A 15,237-nucleotide genomic window follows, 5' to 3' on the forward strand; every position below is an offset into this window, starting at 1 on the left:
AGCGCGCTCCCACAAGGGCGGGGCCTGCCATCAATCTGTCGCCGGCACGGAAGGGTTGGAACAGCGGGTTCAGGTCGTCAGGGCCCAGGGGCCCCGTGGGGTGGATTCCAAGGGTTCCGGTGTTCGCGACAGGAAACACAGCGTTCGAAACCGGACGTCCAGACGGCCATTCGCGGGTGTAAGGTCGGGCATTCGGTTTTGCTGGGCCAACCCATGTCGCTCCTCACCCACTGGTTCCGCATCCGCTTCTGGAAGCGTGTCGCCGCTGGCTTCGTGCTCGGCGCCCTCGCGGGCTGGGCCCTGGGGCCCGATGCCGCCACGTGGTTTGGCCCGCTCGGCGAGCTGTATGTCACGCTGATCAAGATGATCGCGGTGCCCTTGGTGTTCTTCGCGGTACTACACAGTGTCTCCAGCCTGCATGGCGTGAAGGATGTGGCCGCGCTGGGTTCGCGCACGTTCCTGTGGTTCGCCGCGACGGCGACGCTGGCCGTGCTCGTGGGCCTTGGCGTCGCGCTGGCGACGCAGCCCGGGCTGGGCGTCGAGGGCCTCACCGCGCCGAACGGCTGGCACCCGAGGGTGCTGCCCGAGCCGGTGAAGGTGCTGCTGGATATCGTGCCGGCGAACCCGTTCCGCGCCCTGGCGGACGGCAAGATACTGCAGGTCATCTTCTTCGCGGGTTTGCTGGGCCTGGCCTTCGTGAAGATCGGCGATAAATCGGCGCGCCTGCGCGCGCTGGCCGGCGAAGCGAACGACGCGATGATCCAGGTCACGCGCTTCGTGCTGGAAGTGACGCCGTTCGGCACGTTCGGCCTCATTGCTGCACTGGTCGGCGCGTACGGTTTTGAAAAGCTGCTGCCGCTGGCGACGTTCGTGGGTGCGCTTTACCTCGCCTGCGTGCTGCAGATCGTGGTCGTCTACGGTGGCCTGCTCCTTGCCCACGGCCTCAACCCGCTGAAGTTCTTCCGCGCGGCGTTCCCGGCCATGCAGGTGGCTTTTACGTCTTCATCGAGCTTCGCCGCCATGCCGATCGCGCTGCGCAGCGTGGTGCGCAACATGGGCGTGAAAGAGGAATACGCCGCCTTCGCCGTGCCGCTGGGCGCCAGCATCAAGATGGACGGTTGCGGTGCGATCTACCCGGCGATCTCGGTCGTGTTCATCGCACAGTATTTCCACCTCGACCTGCAGCCGGCGCAGTACATCATCATCCTGCTGGCCTCCGTGCTCGGTTCGTTCGGCACGGCCGGCGTACCCGGCACCGCCACCGTCATGGTCACGCTGGTGCTCAGCTCCGCGGGCCTGCCGCTGGAAGGCATCGGCTACCTCGTCGCCATTGATCGCGTGCTCGACATGATGCGCACGATGACCAACGTCACCGGGCAGATGGTGGTGCCGGTGCTGGTGGCGCGCGAGCGGGGGATCCTTGATCTGGAGGTGTACAACCGGGCGTCGAGCGAGCTGGTGACCGAGCAGGTTGCGTAGAGGAATGACCACCTGACTGTGGGGGCCGGGTTGCTGGCGTGTGGGAGCCAGCTTGCTGGCGAAGGCGCTGCGGCAAGGCTCATCGCCAGCAAGCTGGCTCCCACGATAGGGCGCGCCGCGTCAATGCGGCTTCCGGCCGGCCATGTGCTTCAGGTACGCCTCGAGGTCATCGAGGTCCTTGTCCGTCAGCACCTGCGGCCCGAAGGCGGGCATCTTCGCCTGCGGCCAGTGGCGCAGATCCTGCGGGTTGCGGACGAGGACGCGGAGCATGCCCTCGCGGAGGTATTCGGTGGGGCTGTGCGGGATGTTGAGGTCGGGGCCGAGCTTCGCATCGCCCTGGCCATTGAGGGTGTGGCAGGTGAGGCAATTGCGCTGGAACACCTCGAAGCCGCGCATCACGGGGCTGTCTTTCGCCAGGCCTGGCGCCGGGCGCATGAGCGGGAAGCGCGCCGCCGGGTCGGCCAGCACGCGGATGGTGGCGATCTGGTACGGCCACTGCTCGGGGCCCACCTTGCCGGCCGCCGGGTGCAGCCACACGAGGTAGAACGGGCCTGCCGAAGGTTTGCCGTCGCCCAGCGAGGGCCACGGGGCGTCCTCGACCGCCAGCCATGCCTCCGCGCCGTGGCCGTCCAACACGAGCGAAGCGGGGATTTCCGCCGCAAAGCCGTCCAGCGCCGTGAACTGCAGGTGTGCATCGGCAGGCACGCCCTGCAGCAGCGCCCTCAACGGCACGGCCTTGTAGCGCATGGCACGGTGGTAGGAGACATCGCCCGGCACGTCGATGGCGCGGGCACCCTTGCGCGCCAGCAGCTGCGCCGTGGTGAGCGTGGTGGCGCCGTGGCCGGTGTCGAGCGTGAGGCTGGCGGCCTGGGCCACGCTGGCAAGGCTGGCGAGCAGGAGGGCGAGGAGGTAGCGCACGGGGACTCCCTGGGGCAGCTGGACGCAGTACCCTCGAATTATGGCCCCATCGCCCCCATGCGGTGGGTTCGACACGTTCACGGATCCACCATGGCCGATACCACCGTTCCCGGGTTCTTCCAGCAGTTCCCCATGCCGAAGATCGCCCACGGCGAGCTGGACGCCGACCTCGCGGCCGACGACAACCGCATCGCCATCCTGTTCCTGTGGGGCCGCGACTGCCCCAACTGCGATATCGCGAAGCGGCAGATCCTGCTCACGCCCGAGCGCTTCGCATGGCCCGAGGTGCGCTGGCTGCACGACAACGTCTACGACGACCCGAAGATGGCCACGCGTTTTGGCCTGCACGGCATCCCGGCGTTCTTCCTGTTCCACCGCGGCAGGAAGCTCGGCCGCATCACGCCGTGGCCGGGCACGGAGCGCTTCGTCGAGGCCGTGCAAAACCAGATCGCCATGACGGGGGCCAGCGCATGATCATCACCTCGCTGCTGGATACCGACCTCTACAAGTTCACCATGATGCAGGTGGTGCTGCACCAGTACCCCGCGGCCGAGGTGGAATACCGCTTCCGCTGCCGCACGCCGGGCATCGACCTCGTGCCAATCATCCCGGCGCTTAAGGAAGAGCTGGCCCACCTGTGCTCGCTGCGCTTCAGCGACGCCGAGCTGGCCTACCTGCGCGGCATGCGCTTCATCGACAGCGATTTCGTCGACTTCCTGGCCCTGTTCCACCTGAACGAGAAGTACGTCAGCATCGCGCCGTCCGCGGCGCACCCCGGCGAGATCGAGTTGGTGATCCGGGGGCCGTGGCTGCACACCATCCTGTTCGAGGTGCCGCTGCTCGCCATCATCAACGAGCTTTATTTCCGCCATGCCTACCCACGCCACGACCTGGCCGAAGCACGCGCGCGCCTCGACGCGAAGATCGCGCTACTGCGTGATACGCCGGGGTTCGACAAGGTGCGCATCGCCGATTACGGCACGCGCCGCCGCTTCTCGGGTGCCTGGCACGAGCAGGCGCTGGGTATCATGCGCGAAGGCTGGGGCGGCCAACTGGCCGGCACCAGCAACGTGCTGTTCGCCATGCGCCAGGGCATGACACCCATCGGCAGCATGGCGCACGAGTACCTGCAGGCGTTCCAGTCGCTGGGCCCGCGCCTGCGCGATTCGCAGGTGGCGGCGCTCGAGGCGTGGGCGCGCGAGTACCGCGGCGACCTGGGCATCGCGCTATCGGATGTCTATGGCCTCGACGCCTTCCTGCGCGATTTCGACATGTACTTCTGCAAGCTGTTCGACGGCGCGCGGCATGATTCGGGCGACCCGTTCACGTGGGGCGACCGCGTGCTCGCGCACTACGGGAAGAACCGCGTCGACCCGCGCACGAAGACGCTGGTGTTCAGCGACAGCCTTGATATTCCGAAGGTGATGGAACTCTACCGCCACTTCGAGGGGCGTTGCCTGCTCTCGTTCGGCGTGGGTACCAACCTTACGAACGATACCGGGCCCGATCCCATCAACATCGTCATCAAGATGACCCGCTGCAACGGGCAGCCCGTGGCGAAGCTGTCGGATTCGCCGGGGAAGAGCATGTGTGATGACCCGGAGTACCTGGGGTACTTGCGGCGGGTGTTTGACCTGCCCGCTGCCTGAGAGCAGGGTAAAAAACCGACTGTGGGAGCGCGCTTGCGCGCGATGGCTCTTGCGTCAAACCCCATCGCCCGCAAGCGCGCTCCCACATCTGTGTATCGAATGTTCGGCGAGGGGCGGTCGCCCACGGGTGTGGGCTCCTACATTGGTGTGGTTAGAAGGCTGGGAGGACGGCGCCGTGGTAGGTCTTTTCGATGAAGGCCTTCACCTCGGGCGAGGTGAGCGCGGCGGCGAGCTTCTGCACGCGCGGGTCGTCCTTGTTGTCGGCGCGCGAGACCAGGAAGTTCACGTACGGGGAATCCTTGTCCTCGATCAGCAGCGCATCGTTGACCGGGTTCAGGCCAGCGGCGAGGGCGTAGTTGGTGTTGATGAGGGCGAGGTCCACCTCGTCGAGCACGCGCGGCAGCATGGCCGCCTCGAGCTCGCGGAACTTCAGGTGCTTCGGGTTCTGGTCGATGTCCTTCAGCGTGGCCAGCTTGTCACCCGGGTTCTTCAGGGTGATGAGGTTGTGCCTGGCCAGCAGGAGCAGGGCGCGGCTGTTGTTGCTCGGGTCGTTCGGAATGACCACGTTGGCGCCATCGGGCAGCTGGTCGATGTTCTTGAACTTGCGCGAATAGGCGCCGAACGGCTCGATATGCACGCCGACGACCTTCACCAGGTCGGTGCCGTGCTCCTTGTTGAAGGCGTCGAGGTACGGCTCGGTCTGGAAGAAGTTCACGTCCAGCTGCTTCTGCGCCACCTGCATGTTCGGCTGCACGTAGTCGGTGAACACCTTGACCTCGATCTCCACGCCCTGCTTGGCCAGCAGCGGTTTGATTTCCTTGAGGATTTCAGCGTGCGGCACGGGCGTGGCGGCGATGGTGAGCGGCTTGCCGGCGTCGGCGGTGCCACCCGTGTCGCCACTGGAACAGCCCGCCAGGAGCACGGCGAGGGCGGTGGCCAGGGGGAGCAGGTACTTCTTCATGAGTGGCGTCCAGGCGGCGTGCTGCGGTGCGACAGCATACCGGCTTGGCCTTATTTACGGCTATACCGCCCGACGAGCCAGTCGCCCAGCATCTGCAGCAGCTGCACCAGCACCACCAGCAGCGCGACGGTGACCACCATGTAATCGGGCTTGTAGCCGTTGTAACCGTACTGGTAGGCCAGCGCGCCCAGGCCGCCCGCGCCCACGATGCCGCCCATGGCGGTGTAGCCGACGAGGGCCACGGTGGTGACGGTGGTCGCGGCCACGAGGCCAGGCCGGGCCTCGGGCAGCAGCACGCGGGTGACGATCTGCCGGGTGGTGGCGCCCATGGCCTGGCTGGCCTCGATGACGCCGCGGTCGACCTCGCGCAGGGCGGTTTCCACCAGGCGGGCGAAGAACGGCGCCGCCCCGATGACCAGCGGCACGATGGCGCCGCGGATGCCGATGCTGACACCGGTGATGGCCTTGGTGAGCGGGATGAGCAGGATCATCAGGATGATGAAGGGGATGGAGCGCAGCACGTTCACCACGAGCGAGAGCACGCCGTAGAGCTTCGGCTTCGCATGCAGCTGGCCGCGGCCGGTGAGGAACAGCCAGATGCCCAGCGGCAGGCCGAGCACGAGGGTGAACAGCAGGGAGCCGCCCAGCATCAGCAGCGTATCGAGGCAGGCCTGTGCGATCTCGGCCCAGTCGATATTTGGGAACAGCGCATGCAGCGGGCTCACTTCACCACCTCTTCGATATCGACGCCGGCGGCGCGCAGCTGGGCCAGCGCATCGTCCAGCCGCTCGCCATGCATGGCCAGGGTGAGCTGGCCATAGGGGGTGTCCTTGATGCGGTCGACGCGGCCGGACAGCAGGTTGTATTCCACGCCGGTATCGCGCACGACGCGCGAAAGCATGGGCGAATACGTGGCATCGCCGTGGAACGACAGGCGGAACAGCTTGCCCGGGATGCCGGGGTATTCCGGGCCCCGGCCTTCGCGGTGGTCCGCTTCGGCCACGAAGCGGCGGGTGGTGGGGTGCTGGGGGTGCAGGAATACGTCGGCCACGGTGCCGAGCTCCACGACGTTGCCCGCGTCGAGGACGGCCACGCGATCGCACACGCGGCGTATCACATCCATCTCGTGCGTGATGAGCACGATGGTGAGGCCGAGGCGGCGGTTGATGTCGGCCAGCAGCTCGAGCACCGATGCCGTGGTCTGCGGATCGAGCGCGCTGGTGGCCTCGTCGCAGAGCAGGATGCCGGGCTTGCTGGCCAGCGCGCGCGCGATGCCGACGCGCTGTTTCTGGCCGCCCGAAAGCTGCGCCGGGTATTTGTCCGCGTGCGCCTCGAGGCCTACCAGCTTCAGCAGTTCATCGACGCGGGCGGTGATCTCCGCCTCCGGCGTGCCACCCTGCAGGCGCAGCGGGAACGCGATGTTGTCGGCCACGGTGCGCGAAGAGAGCAGGTTGAAATGCTGGAAGATCATGCCGATGCCCGCGCGCAGGCGGCGCAGGTCGGCGCCCTCGGCATGGGTCACGTCGCGGCCGTCGACCAGCACCTTGCCCGAGCTGGGCCGCTCGAGCAGGTTCACCATGCGTAGCAGCGTGGATTTGCCGGCGCCGGAGTGGCCGATGATGCCGAACACTTCGCCTTTCTCGATGGCGAGGTCCACGGGCTGCAGGGCGGGGACGAGCGCACCGTTGACCTTGTAGGACTTGGAGGCGGCTTCGAATCGGATCACGGGCGGTGGGGGGCTTCGGTGGAAAGCGCCCATGGTAGCCGAAGGCCCCGGGCGGCGTAGACTGGGCGCTTTCCGCCCGCCCACGAAGGAGCACCATGACCGGCATCTACGATTTCTCCGCCCGCGACATCGATGGCAACGAGCGCTCGCTGGCCGAATGGAAGGGCAAGGCCCTGCTGGTGGTGAACGTGGCCTCCAAGTGTGGCTTCACGCCGCAGTACAAGGGCCTGGAAGAGCTGCAGCGCCAGTACGGCGCGCAGGGCTTCGACGTGCTCGGCTTCCCCTGCGACCAGTTCGGCCACCAGGAACCCGGCGACGAAGCCGAGATCCGCGACTTCTGCTCGCTCACCTACGATGTCTCGTTCCCCATGTTCGCCAAGATCGACGTCAACGGCGAGCACGCCCACCCGCTGTACAAGTGGCTGAAGTCGACCAAGAAGGGCTTCCTCGGCACCGAGGGCATCAAGTGGAACTTCACCAAGTTCCTCGTCAACCGCGACGGCGAGGTGGTGGAACGCTACGCGCCGACCGATACACCGGAAAAGATCGGGAAGGATTTGCCGGCAGTGCTGGGCTGAGCCTGCTGCTCGTAGGAGCCCACACCGTGGGCGACCGCTCCTCGCGAAAGGCTGTCGCCCACAGGGTGGGCTCCTACATCGGCTGATCGGTTTCGGCCAGCATCACCGCGATGGCATCCACTTCGGCCGATACCGCCGCCGCGCCCTGGGTCGGCTTGTAGTTGTTGAGGATCACCGCGAAGGCCAGCCGCTGGCCTGCTTTCGTCGTGACATAGCCGGCCAGCGCGTTGACGTAGCTCATGCTGCCCGTCTTCGCCTGCACGGCGCCTTCCGCCGCGGTGCCCTTCATGCGCCGGGCGAGCGTGCCGTCCATGCCCGCCTGGGGCAACAAGGCGCGGAACGCGGGGGAATCCACCACGGCCAGCAGGTGCGTGAGGGAGCCGGGCGTGGTCAGGTCGTGCCGCGACAGGCCCGTGCCTTCCTCCAGTGTCGTGGCCGATGGCCCGATGCCGCGCGACCCCAGCCACGCAGCGAGCGCGGCGGCCGCCCGGTCTTCGGTGTGCGCCGCCGGCTGGTCGGTGGCCTCGAGGCCCGCGAGCAGGAAGACGCTCTGCAGGTACATGTTCTGCGACCGCTTCAAACCCGATGCCAGGATCTCGGCGAGCGTCGGCGAGGGCAGGGTGGCGATGCGCGTGCCGTCCGGCGCCGCGATGGGCCAGTGCACGCTGCGGGCTTCCTGCTTCACCGTGATGCCGTGTTTCTCCAGCGCTGCCTGCAAGCGGCGAGCGGCGGTGAGCGCCGGGTCGGGCAACGACAGGCGTGCCTTGCGCGGCGCATCGCCCAGCACGTGAAGTGTCGCCGTGCCGGGCGCGCGGTAGATCTCGGGTTGCGTCGCAGGCTGCTCGGCGAGGGCCGTGGCCGCGTCGCCCGGCATGAGCGCCACGCGGCCGTCGCGCACGTCGGCGACCATGGTGTTTTCGTCCACGGTGAGGCCGCTGGCCGTCGCGCCGTAGTACTCCTGCAGGTCGGATGCTTCCCAGCCGCTGCCGATGGGCGGCCCGGCGAAGGCGGTGTCGTCGCCGACGATGCCGCCATCGATGCGCGTGATGCCGGCGGCTGCCACCTGGTCGGCGAGCTGGCCGGCCCAGCCGTCGCCTGCCAGGGTCGGGTCGCCGCGGCCGCGCAGCACCAGTTCGCCACGCAGCCGGCCGCGGCGGATGTCGCCCGCGGCCAGCACGTCGGTGTGCGTGCGGTAGCCCGGGCCGAGGCGGTCCAGCGCGAACGCGGCGGTGAACAGCTTGGCGGTCGACGCGGGCAGCATCAGCTTGCCGTCGTCGTGGGCATACACCGTGCGCCCGCCATCGAGCGCCACCACGCTGATGCCCCACGAGGCCGCGGCGAAGCGCGGCGCCGCAAGGTGCTGGTCGATGCGCTGGGCGAGCGATTGCGCACTGGCCACACCCGATGCCAGGAAGAGGGTGAGCCACACCCAGCGCACGTTTGTGGGAGCGCGCTTGCGCGCGATACGCCGCCGTACACCGTGGCCATCGCGCGCAAGCGCGCTCCCACAGCTCCCATAGCTCCCACAGGCGGTGGGTCGGACGTCCTTTAGCGTAGCCACGCGGGCTGGCCTTTCTCCAGGAACGCCGTAAGGCCGTCCTGGCCCTCGGCCGAGACGCGCAGGCGGGCGATCAGGGCGGCGTTCGCGGCATCCACGCGTTCCATGTCGCCTTCGGCCATGCCGCCCATGCCCAAGGCGAGATGCTTGGCTTCGCGCTGTGCCACGGGGCCGCCCTTGGCGAGCAGGCCGAGCACGCGGGCCACGGCGGCGTCGAGCTCCCCGGCGGGCACCACCTCGTGTACCAGCCCGGCGTCGCGCGCCGCGGCGGCGCCGATGATTTCGCCGGTGATGAACAGGCGGCGGGCCTGGCGCAGGCCGATGGCCGCGATGACGTAGGGCGAGATCACCGCCGGCACGAGGCCGAGCTTCACCTCCGAGAGCGCGAACCTGGCCCCATCCGCCGCGATGGCGATATCGCAGCAGGCGACGAGACCCACGCCGCCCCCGAACGCCGCGCCGTTGACCCGGGCCACGGTCGGCTTGGAGAGGAACTGCAGGCGGCGCATGAGGCGCGCCAGGCGCTCGGAATCCGCGCGGTTATCGGCCTCGGATGCCTTCGCCATGCCGCGCATCCAGTTCAGGTCGGCGCCCGCGGAAAAACTTGCGCCCTCGCCGGTGAGCACCACGGCGCGGACGGTGGGATCGGCGTCGACCTCGTCGATGGCGGCCGTGAGGTCGGCGATGAGGGTGTCGTCGAAGGCGTTGTGCACCTCCGGTCGGTTCATGAGCAGGCGGGCGACGCTACCGTCGCGGGTCAGTTCAACAGCCGGCATGAAGGGTCTCCGAAAGGCGTAATGCAAATCATAAACGCCCGGTCTCCCCCACGGGGCCTGCGGGAGAGACGCAGGCCTCAGATTTGTCTATAATTGCGAACAGTTCTTATTTGAGATATCCCGTGCGCCTGTCCGACGCGCCGAAAGGTGCCCAAGCCGTGGTCCAGAACGTCACCGATGCCCATCCCGCCGACCCCATCGCGCAGCGCCTGCGCGACCTGGGCTTTGTCGCGGGCGAGCCGGTGCGGCTGGTGGCGCGGGGGCCGCTCGGGGGCGATCCCTTGCTCATCCAGATCGGTTCCACCCGGTTCGCGCTGCGCAAGACCGAGGCGGCACGCGTGGAAGTGACGGTGGAGGGTGCCGCATGAGCACCGCGACGATGCGCATCGCCCTGGTGGGCAACCCGAACTGCGGCAAGACCGCGCTGTTCAACCAGCTCACCGGTGGCCGGCAGAAGGTGGCCAATTACGCCGGCGTCACCGTCGAGCGCAAGGAGGGCCGTTTCACCGCGCCCTCCGGCCGCACGCTGCATATCCTCGACCTGCCGGGCGCGTACAGCTTCGACGCCACCAGCCCCGACGAGGCCATTACCCGCGATGTCTGCCAGGGCCGCTACCCGGGCGAGGCCGCGCCAGACCTCATCGTCTGCGTGGCCGACGCCACCAACCTTCGCTTGCACCTGCGCTTCGTGCTCGAAGTGCGCCGGCTCGGCCGCCCCGTGGTGCTCGCCCTCAACATGATGGACGCGGCCCGCCGCCGCGGCCTGGTGATCGATACCGCCGCGCTCTCGCGCCGGCTGGGCGTGCCGGTGGTGGAAACCATCGCCGTGCAGCGCGGGGGCGCGAAGGCGCTGATCGAACGCATCGACGCCGTCGTGCCGCAGGTGCAACCGTCGGCCATCGATTCGGCGAACGTCGAGCAACTGCACGCCGAAGTGCGCGCCATCCTCGCCGATACCGTCACGACGTCGCGCGATACGGTGGCCATCGACGATGCGATCGACCGCTGGGCGCTGCACCCGGTGTTCGGCCTGGGCATCCTCGCGGTGCTGATGTTCCTCATCTTCCAGGCCGTGTTCTCGTGGGCGCAGCCGGTGATGGATGCCATCGAGGGTGGCATCGCCGCGCTCGGCGCGTGGGTCACCGGGTTCCTGCCCCAGGACAGCGCGCTGCACAGCCTGCTCAACGATGGCGTCTTCGCCGGCCTGGGCGCGGTGCTGGTGTTCCTGCCACAGATCCTCATCCTGTTCCTCTTCATCCTCATCCTCGAGGAATCGGGCTACCTGCCGCGCGCGGCGTTCCTGCTCGACCGCATGATGTTCAAGGTGGGCCTCACCGGCCGCGCGTTCATCCCGCTGCTGTCGAGCTTCGCCTGCGCCATCCCCGGCATCATGGCCACGCGCAGCATCAACGACCCGCGCGACCGCCTCACCACCATCCTGGTGGCGCCGCTCATGACCTGTTCGGCGCGCCTGCCGGTGTATACGCTGCTTATCGCCGCGTTCATCCCCAACCGCGCGGTGGGCTTGTTCAACCTGCAGGGCATCGTGCTGTTCGTGCTGTATTTCGCCGGTATCTTCAGCGCGCTGGGCGTGGCCTTCGTGATGAAACGTTTCCGCAAGGATCGCAGCGAGCACGCGCTCATCATGGAGCTGCCCTCGTACCGCCTGCCGAACGTGCGCGACGTGGCGCTGGGGCTGTGGGAGCGCGCGCTGATCTTCCTGAAGCGCGTGGGCGGCATCATCACCGCGCTCACCGTGCTGCTGTGGTTCCTGTCCAGCTTCCCGGGGCCGCCCGACGGCGCCACGCAGCCGGCTATCGACTACAGCCTGGCTGGCATGCTGGGCCGTGGCCTGCAGTACATCTTCGCGCCAATCGGCTTCAACTGGCAGATCTGCATCGCGCTGGTGCCCGGCCTCGCCGCGCGCGAAGTGGCCGTGGCGGCGCTGGGCACGGTGTACGCCATGTCGGGCAGCGACGATACGGTCGCCTCGCAGCTGGGCCCGGTCATCGCGCACTCGTGGTCGCTGGCCACCGCGCTGTCGCTGCTGGCGTGGTACGTGTTCGCGCCGCAGTGCATGTCGACGCTGGCGGTGATCCGCCGCGAAACCAACTCCTGGCGCAACGTGGCCATCGCCGCGGGCTACCTCTTCGGCCTGGCGTACCTCGCCTCGTTCGCCACCTACCAGATCGCGAGGGCGCTCTCGTGAGCAGCTTCCAGGTCATCGAAACCGTCATCATCGGCGCGATCGTGCTGGCCAGCGCCTACGTGGCCTTTCGCAAGCTGCTGCCGAAAACCTCGACGCGCGTGATGGCCGGCGTGTCCGCCAGCCTCAACCATGAAGGGCGGCCGGGGATCCTGCGCGCGATCGGCAAGAAGGTGCAGCCGGCGGGCGCTTCCGGCAGCTGCGGCGATGGCTGCGGTTCGTGCAACAGCTGCGGCCCCACGCCAGCGGCACGCACCGACACGCAGCCGCTGACCTTCAAATCCCGTCACTGATTTTTTGTAGGAGCCCGCTTGCGGGCGACATCTTTTCGCCAAGCGCAACAGGCCCTGCGGCGGTATCGCGAAAGAGGTCGCCCGCAAGCGGGCTCCTACAGGAAGCACAGCCCTGGCGCCTGTCAGGGCACCACATCATCCGCCGCATTCTTACGCCGGTGCCGGCGCAGCGCGAACCAGTTCACCGTCAAATTCACCGCGAACCACGCGCCGATCAGCGCAAGCGGCCACGCGATGACGGCGGGCCACAGCACGGCCACCGTGGTCAGCACGATGGCGGCAAGCGCGCCGGCGAGCACGGGGCCGCTTTCGGTATCGCCCAGCACGCGGTGGTGGGTGATGGCCGCGCCCACGGTATTCGCGATGCGCAACGCGCCCGCCGCCGCGCGGCTGGAACTGCCGCCGCCGTGTTTCGGCCGGGGCGGGCGGGGCGTGCGGCTGCGCATGCGTTCGTTGCCCGCGCGGCGGCGGCTGCCGCGTAGCAGGATCTCGGTGGCGTTTTCCAGGTCTTCCTCGTACTGCGCGGCCAGCTGTTGGGCGAAGGCGGCGTTCTCGATGGCCACATCGATCTCGCGGTTGCTCAGCCAGCTGGCGATATTGAGGTTGGAGGAGCCCACGCGTGCCCACCGGCCATCCGCCACGGCGGTCTTCGCGTGCAGCATGGAGCCGTTCCATTCGAACACGCGGATGCCGGCCTTCAGCAGGGGCCGGTAGCCCGAACGGGACATGCCGGCCACCATCGGGATATCGCTGGTGCCCGGCACCAGCAGGCGCACGTCCACGCCATCGCGCGACGCGGCCGACAACGCCTGCACATAAGGCGCGACGCCCACGAAGTAGGCATCGGTGAGCCACAAGGTTTTCGTCGCCATGGCCGCGACCATCTGGTCGAGCCGGTACATGCCGGCCGTGCTGGGCTGGGTGGCGATGACGCGCAGGTCGACGTCCCCCGCCTGCGTGCCCTCGTGCGCGGGGTGGACGATGCGAGGGTCGTCCGGCAGGCCCGCCGGGCCGGCGTCACGCCAGCTGTCGGTAAAGGCCCGCTCGATCTCGGTGACGGCCGGGCCGCGCAGCATCACGCCCGTGTCGCGCCAAGGCGGCACGTCGCGGGCCGGCTCGCCCAGCCACTTCTCGCTGATGCACACGCCGGAGAGGAAGCCCACCTCGCCGTCGACCACCAGCACCTTGCGGTGGTCGCGGCTGATCCAGCCGAACGAGCTGCCCAGGCGCGGCGGGTTGTAGATGCGAACCTCGCCCCCGGCCGCGCGCAGCGGGTTCCAGAAGCTGCTGCGCGACTGGCCCAGGCAGCCGGCCCAGTCGGCGATGACCGCCACGAAGACGCCGGCACGGGCCCGCTCCACCAGGGCGGCCAGGAAGGCCTGGCCGATGCGGTCGTTGCGGACGATGTAGTTCTCGAGGAACACATGCCGCTTCGCCTTGCCGATGGCGTCGAGCCAGGCATCGAAGTGGGCCTGGGCGTCGATGAGCAGGTCGACGGCGTTGCCGCCGATCAGCGGCGCCCCCGCGCTGCGGCTAAGCGCCTGCTCGGCGAACTGGCGGGTGGAGAAGGCGGTGGATCGGTGCAGGTTCATGGGGGCGAGTGTATCGACTCCACATATCGACGCCGCGTGACCCCCGCCGACCCTTGTGGGAGCGCGCTTGCGCGCGATAGGGCTTGCCGCGAGCACCCATCGCGCGCAAGCGCGCTCCCACAGGGCTGGCCGGGGCCGTCCCCCGGCTTGTCATCCGGTTGCGCTAAAATGCCCCGATATGACCGACGACCCGACCCGCCCGCGTCCCGCGGAAGCCGAACCCCGCCGCCCCAGCACCGGCGTCCACATCGACAAGGTGCAGGTGGGTGGTGGCGCGCCCATCGTGGTGCAGTCCATGACCAACACCGATACCGAAGACCCGGTATCGACGGCGAAACAGGTGGCCGAGCTGGCGCGCGCCGGCTCGGAAATGGTCCGCATCACGGTGAACACCCCGGCGGCCGCCGCGGCGGTGCCACGCATCCGCGAGCGCCTGGACATGATGGGCGTCTCGGTGCCCCTCATCGGCGATTTCCACTACAACGGCCACCAGCTGCTCGAGGGCGAGCCGGCCTGTGCCGAGGCCCTGGCCAAGTACCGCATCAACCCGGGCAACGTGGGCTTCGGCAAGAAGAAGGACAGCCAGTTCGCGTCGATCATCGAGATGGCCATCCGCTACGACAAGCCCGTGCGCATCGGCGCCAACTGGGGCTCGCTCGACCAGAGCATGGTCGCGGCGCTGATGGACGAGAACGGCCGCCGCGCCGATCCGTGGGATGCCGGCCACGTGGCCCGCGAGGCGCTCATCCGCTCCGCGCTCGATTCGGCCATTCGCGCCGAGGACCTGGGCCTGGCCCGCGACCGCATCATCCTGTCGTGCAAGGTCTCGGGCGTGCAGGAGCTCATCGCGGTGTACCGCGACCTGGCCCGCCGTGGCGATTACGCGCTGCACCTGGGCCTCACCGAGGCCGGCATGGGCTCGAAGGGCATCACCGCCTCGGCCGCGGCGCTCGCCGTGCTGCTTCAGGAAGGCATCGGCGACACCATCCGCATCTCGCTCACGCCCGAGCCCGGCCAGTCGCGCACGGCCGAGGTCATCGTGGCGCAGGAGCTGCTGCAGACCATGGGCCTGCGCGCGTTCACGCCGCTGGTCACCGCGTGCCCCGGCTGCGGCCGCACCACCAGCGAGTTCTTCCAGGAACTGGCCAAGACGGTGCAGGGCCACGTGCGCGAGCGCATGCCGGAGTGGCGCGTGAAGTACGACGGCGTCGAGAACCTCACGCTGGCGGTGATGGGTTGCATCGTCAACGGCCCGGGCGAATCCAAGCATGCCAACATCGGCATCTCGCTGCCGGGCAATGGCGAGGCACCGTCGGCACCCGTGTTCATCGATGGCGAGAAGAAGGCCACGCTGCGCGGCGACAACATCGCCAACGAGTTCGTCGCCATCCTCGACAACTACGTCGAGACGCATTACAGCGCGCGCCACGACTGATCCATCACGCCTTGCATGCGGCACCACCCGGCATCATCCCGGGTGGTTTCCCACTCCCCAAGGAGA

Annotated in this window: 15 protein-coding genes; 8 read left to right on the forward strand and 7 right to left on the reverse strand. The window is 68.4% G+C overall.

Going from position 1 to position 15,237, the window contains the following annotated elements:
• The first annotated feature begins 213 nt into the window (after positions 1-213).
• Entirely contained in the window at positions 214-1,479 is a 1,266-nt protein-coding gene (locus VI08_RS14890) for a dicarboxylate/amino acid:cation symporter (RefSeq protein ID WP_045830401.1), read from the forward strand.
• Between the two features lie 120 nt (positions 1,480-1,599).
• Here the strand turns inward: VI08_RS14890 and VI08_RS14895 are convergent, their stop codons facing one another.
• A complete protein-coding gene (locus VI08_RS14895) occupies positions 1,600-2,397 on the reverse strand; it encodes a c-type cytochrome (RefSeq protein WP_045830402.1) in 798 nt (265 codons plus the stop codon).
• A gap of 90 nt (positions 2,398-2,487) precedes the next feature.
• Here VI08_RS14895 and VI08_RS14900 point away from each other — a divergent pair, with 90 nt between their 5' ends.
• Positions 2,488-2,871, forward strand: a complete 384-nt coding sequence (locus tag VI08_RS14900; protein ID WP_045830403.1) for a thioredoxin family protein — start codon at positions 2,488-2,490, stop codon at positions 2,869-2,871.
• On the forward strand, positions 2,868-4,046 hold the full coding sequence (pncB, locus tag VI08_RS14905) for a nicotinate phosphoribosyltransferase (RefSeq protein ID WP_045830404.1): 1,179 nt from the start codon (positions 2,868-2,870) through the stop codon (positions 4,044-4,046). The genes VI08_RS14900 and pncB overlap by 4 nt, the downstream gene beginning before the upstream one ends.
• Before the next feature lie 151 nt (positions 4,047-4,197).
• On the opposite strand, the gene VI08_RS14910 is transcribed toward pncB, so the two are convergent.
• From VI08_RS14910 to VI08_RS14920, 3 genes are read right to left on the reverse strand one after another with little or no spacing between them, the layout of a single operon-like run.
• The gene (locus tag VI08_RS14910) at positions 4,198-5,007 is read right to left on the reverse strand and encodes a MetQ/NlpA family ABC transporter substrate-binding protein (RefSeq protein WP_045830405.1); all 810 of its coding nucleotides are present in this window, start codon (positions 5,005-5,007) and stop codon (positions 4,198-4,200) included.
• Between the two features lie 50 nt (positions 5,008-5,057).
• Positions 5,058-5,732 (reverse strand): methionine ABC transporter permease, encoded by a 675-nt coding sequence (locus tag VI08_RS14915; RefSeq protein WP_045830406.1) that lies wholly within the window; start codon positions 5,730-5,732, stop codon positions 5,058-5,060.
• A complete protein-coding gene (locus tag VI08_RS14920; RefSeq protein ID WP_045830407.1) occupies positions 5,729-6,733 on the reverse strand; it encodes a methionine ABC transporter ATP-binding protein in 1,005 nt (334 codons plus the stop codon). The genes VI08_RS14915 and VI08_RS14920 overlap by 4 nt, the downstream gene beginning before the upstream one ends.
• A gap of 95 nt (positions 6,734-6,828) precedes the next feature.
• Between VI08_RS14920 and VI08_RS14925 the strand changes: the two genes are divergently transcribed.
• Positions 6,829-7,311 (forward strand): glutathione peroxidase, encoded by a 483-nt coding sequence (locus VI08_RS14925; RefSeq protein ID WP_045830408.1) that lies wholly within the window; start codon positions 6,829-6,831, stop codon positions 7,309-7,311.
• 73 nt (positions 7,312-7,384) lie between these two features.
• On the opposite strand, the gene dacB is transcribed toward VI08_RS14925, so the two are convergent.
• Both dacB and VI08_RS14935 read right to left on the reverse strand, forming a co-directional pair.
• Positions 7,385-8,740 (reverse strand): D-alanyl-D-alanine carboxypeptidase/D-alanyl-D-alanine endopeptidase, encoded by a 1,356-nt coding sequence (dacB, locus tag VI08_RS14930; RefSeq protein ID WP_198148963.1) that lies wholly within the window; start codon positions 8,738-8,740, stop codon positions 7,385-7,387.
• A 119-nt stretch (positions 8,741-8,859) separates the two neighbouring features.
• Entirely contained in the window at positions 8,860-9,645 is a 786-nt protein-coding gene (locus VI08_RS14935) for an enoyl-CoA hydratase-related protein (RefSeq protein WP_045830409.1), read from the reverse strand.
• A 122-nt stretch (positions 9,646-9,767) separates the two neighbouring features.
• Between VI08_RS14935 and VI08_RS14940 the strand changes: the two genes are divergently transcribed.
• From VI08_RS14940 to VI08_RS14950, 3 genes are read left to right on the forward strand one after another with little or no spacing between them, the layout of a single operon-like run.
• On the forward strand, positions 9,768-10,013 hold the full coding sequence (locus tag VI08_RS14940; RefSeq protein ID WP_045830410.1) for a FeoA family protein: 246 nt from the start codon (positions 9,768-9,770) through the stop codon (positions 10,011-10,013).
• On the forward strand, positions 10,010-11,854 hold the full coding sequence (feoB, locus tag VI08_RS14945; RefSeq protein WP_045830411.1) for a ferrous iron transport protein B: 1,845 nt from the start codon (positions 10,010-10,012) through the stop codon (positions 11,852-11,854). The genes VI08_RS14940 and feoB overlap by 4 nt, the downstream gene beginning before the upstream one ends.
• Positions 11,851-12,144: a DUF6587 family protein gene (locus VI08_RS14950; protein WP_045830412.1), complete on the forward strand. Its 294-nt coding sequence runs from the start codon at positions 11,851-11,853 to the stop codon at positions 12,142-12,144. The genes feoB and VI08_RS14950 overlap by 4 nt, the downstream gene beginning before the upstream one ends.
• Before the next feature lie 122 nt (positions 12,145-12,266).
• Here the strand turns inward: VI08_RS14950 and VI08_RS14955 are convergent, their stop codons facing one another.
• A complete protein-coding gene (locus tag VI08_RS14955; protein ID WP_045830413.1) occupies positions 12,267-13,736 on the reverse strand; it encodes a phospholipase D-like domain-containing protein in 1,470 nt (489 codons plus the stop codon).
• A 178-nt stretch (positions 13,737-13,914) separates the two neighbouring features.
• On the opposite strand from VI08_RS14955, the gene ispG reads away from it, so the two are divergent.
• Complete coding sequence (gene ispG / locus VI08_RS14960) at positions 13,915-15,171, forward strand: flavodoxin-dependent (E)-4-hydroxy-3-methylbut-2-enyl-diphosphate synthase (protein WP_045830414.1); 1,257 nt, start codon at positions 13,915-13,917, stop codon at positions 15,169-15,171.
• The last annotated feature ends 66 nt before the right edge of the window (positions 15,172-15,237 follow it).

The sequence above is a fragment of the Luteibacter yeojuensis genome, from assembly GCF_000964085.1.
GTDB lineage: Bacteria > Pseudomonadota > Gammaproteobacteria > Xanthomonadales > Rhodanobacteraceae > Luteibacter > Luteibacter yeojuensis_A.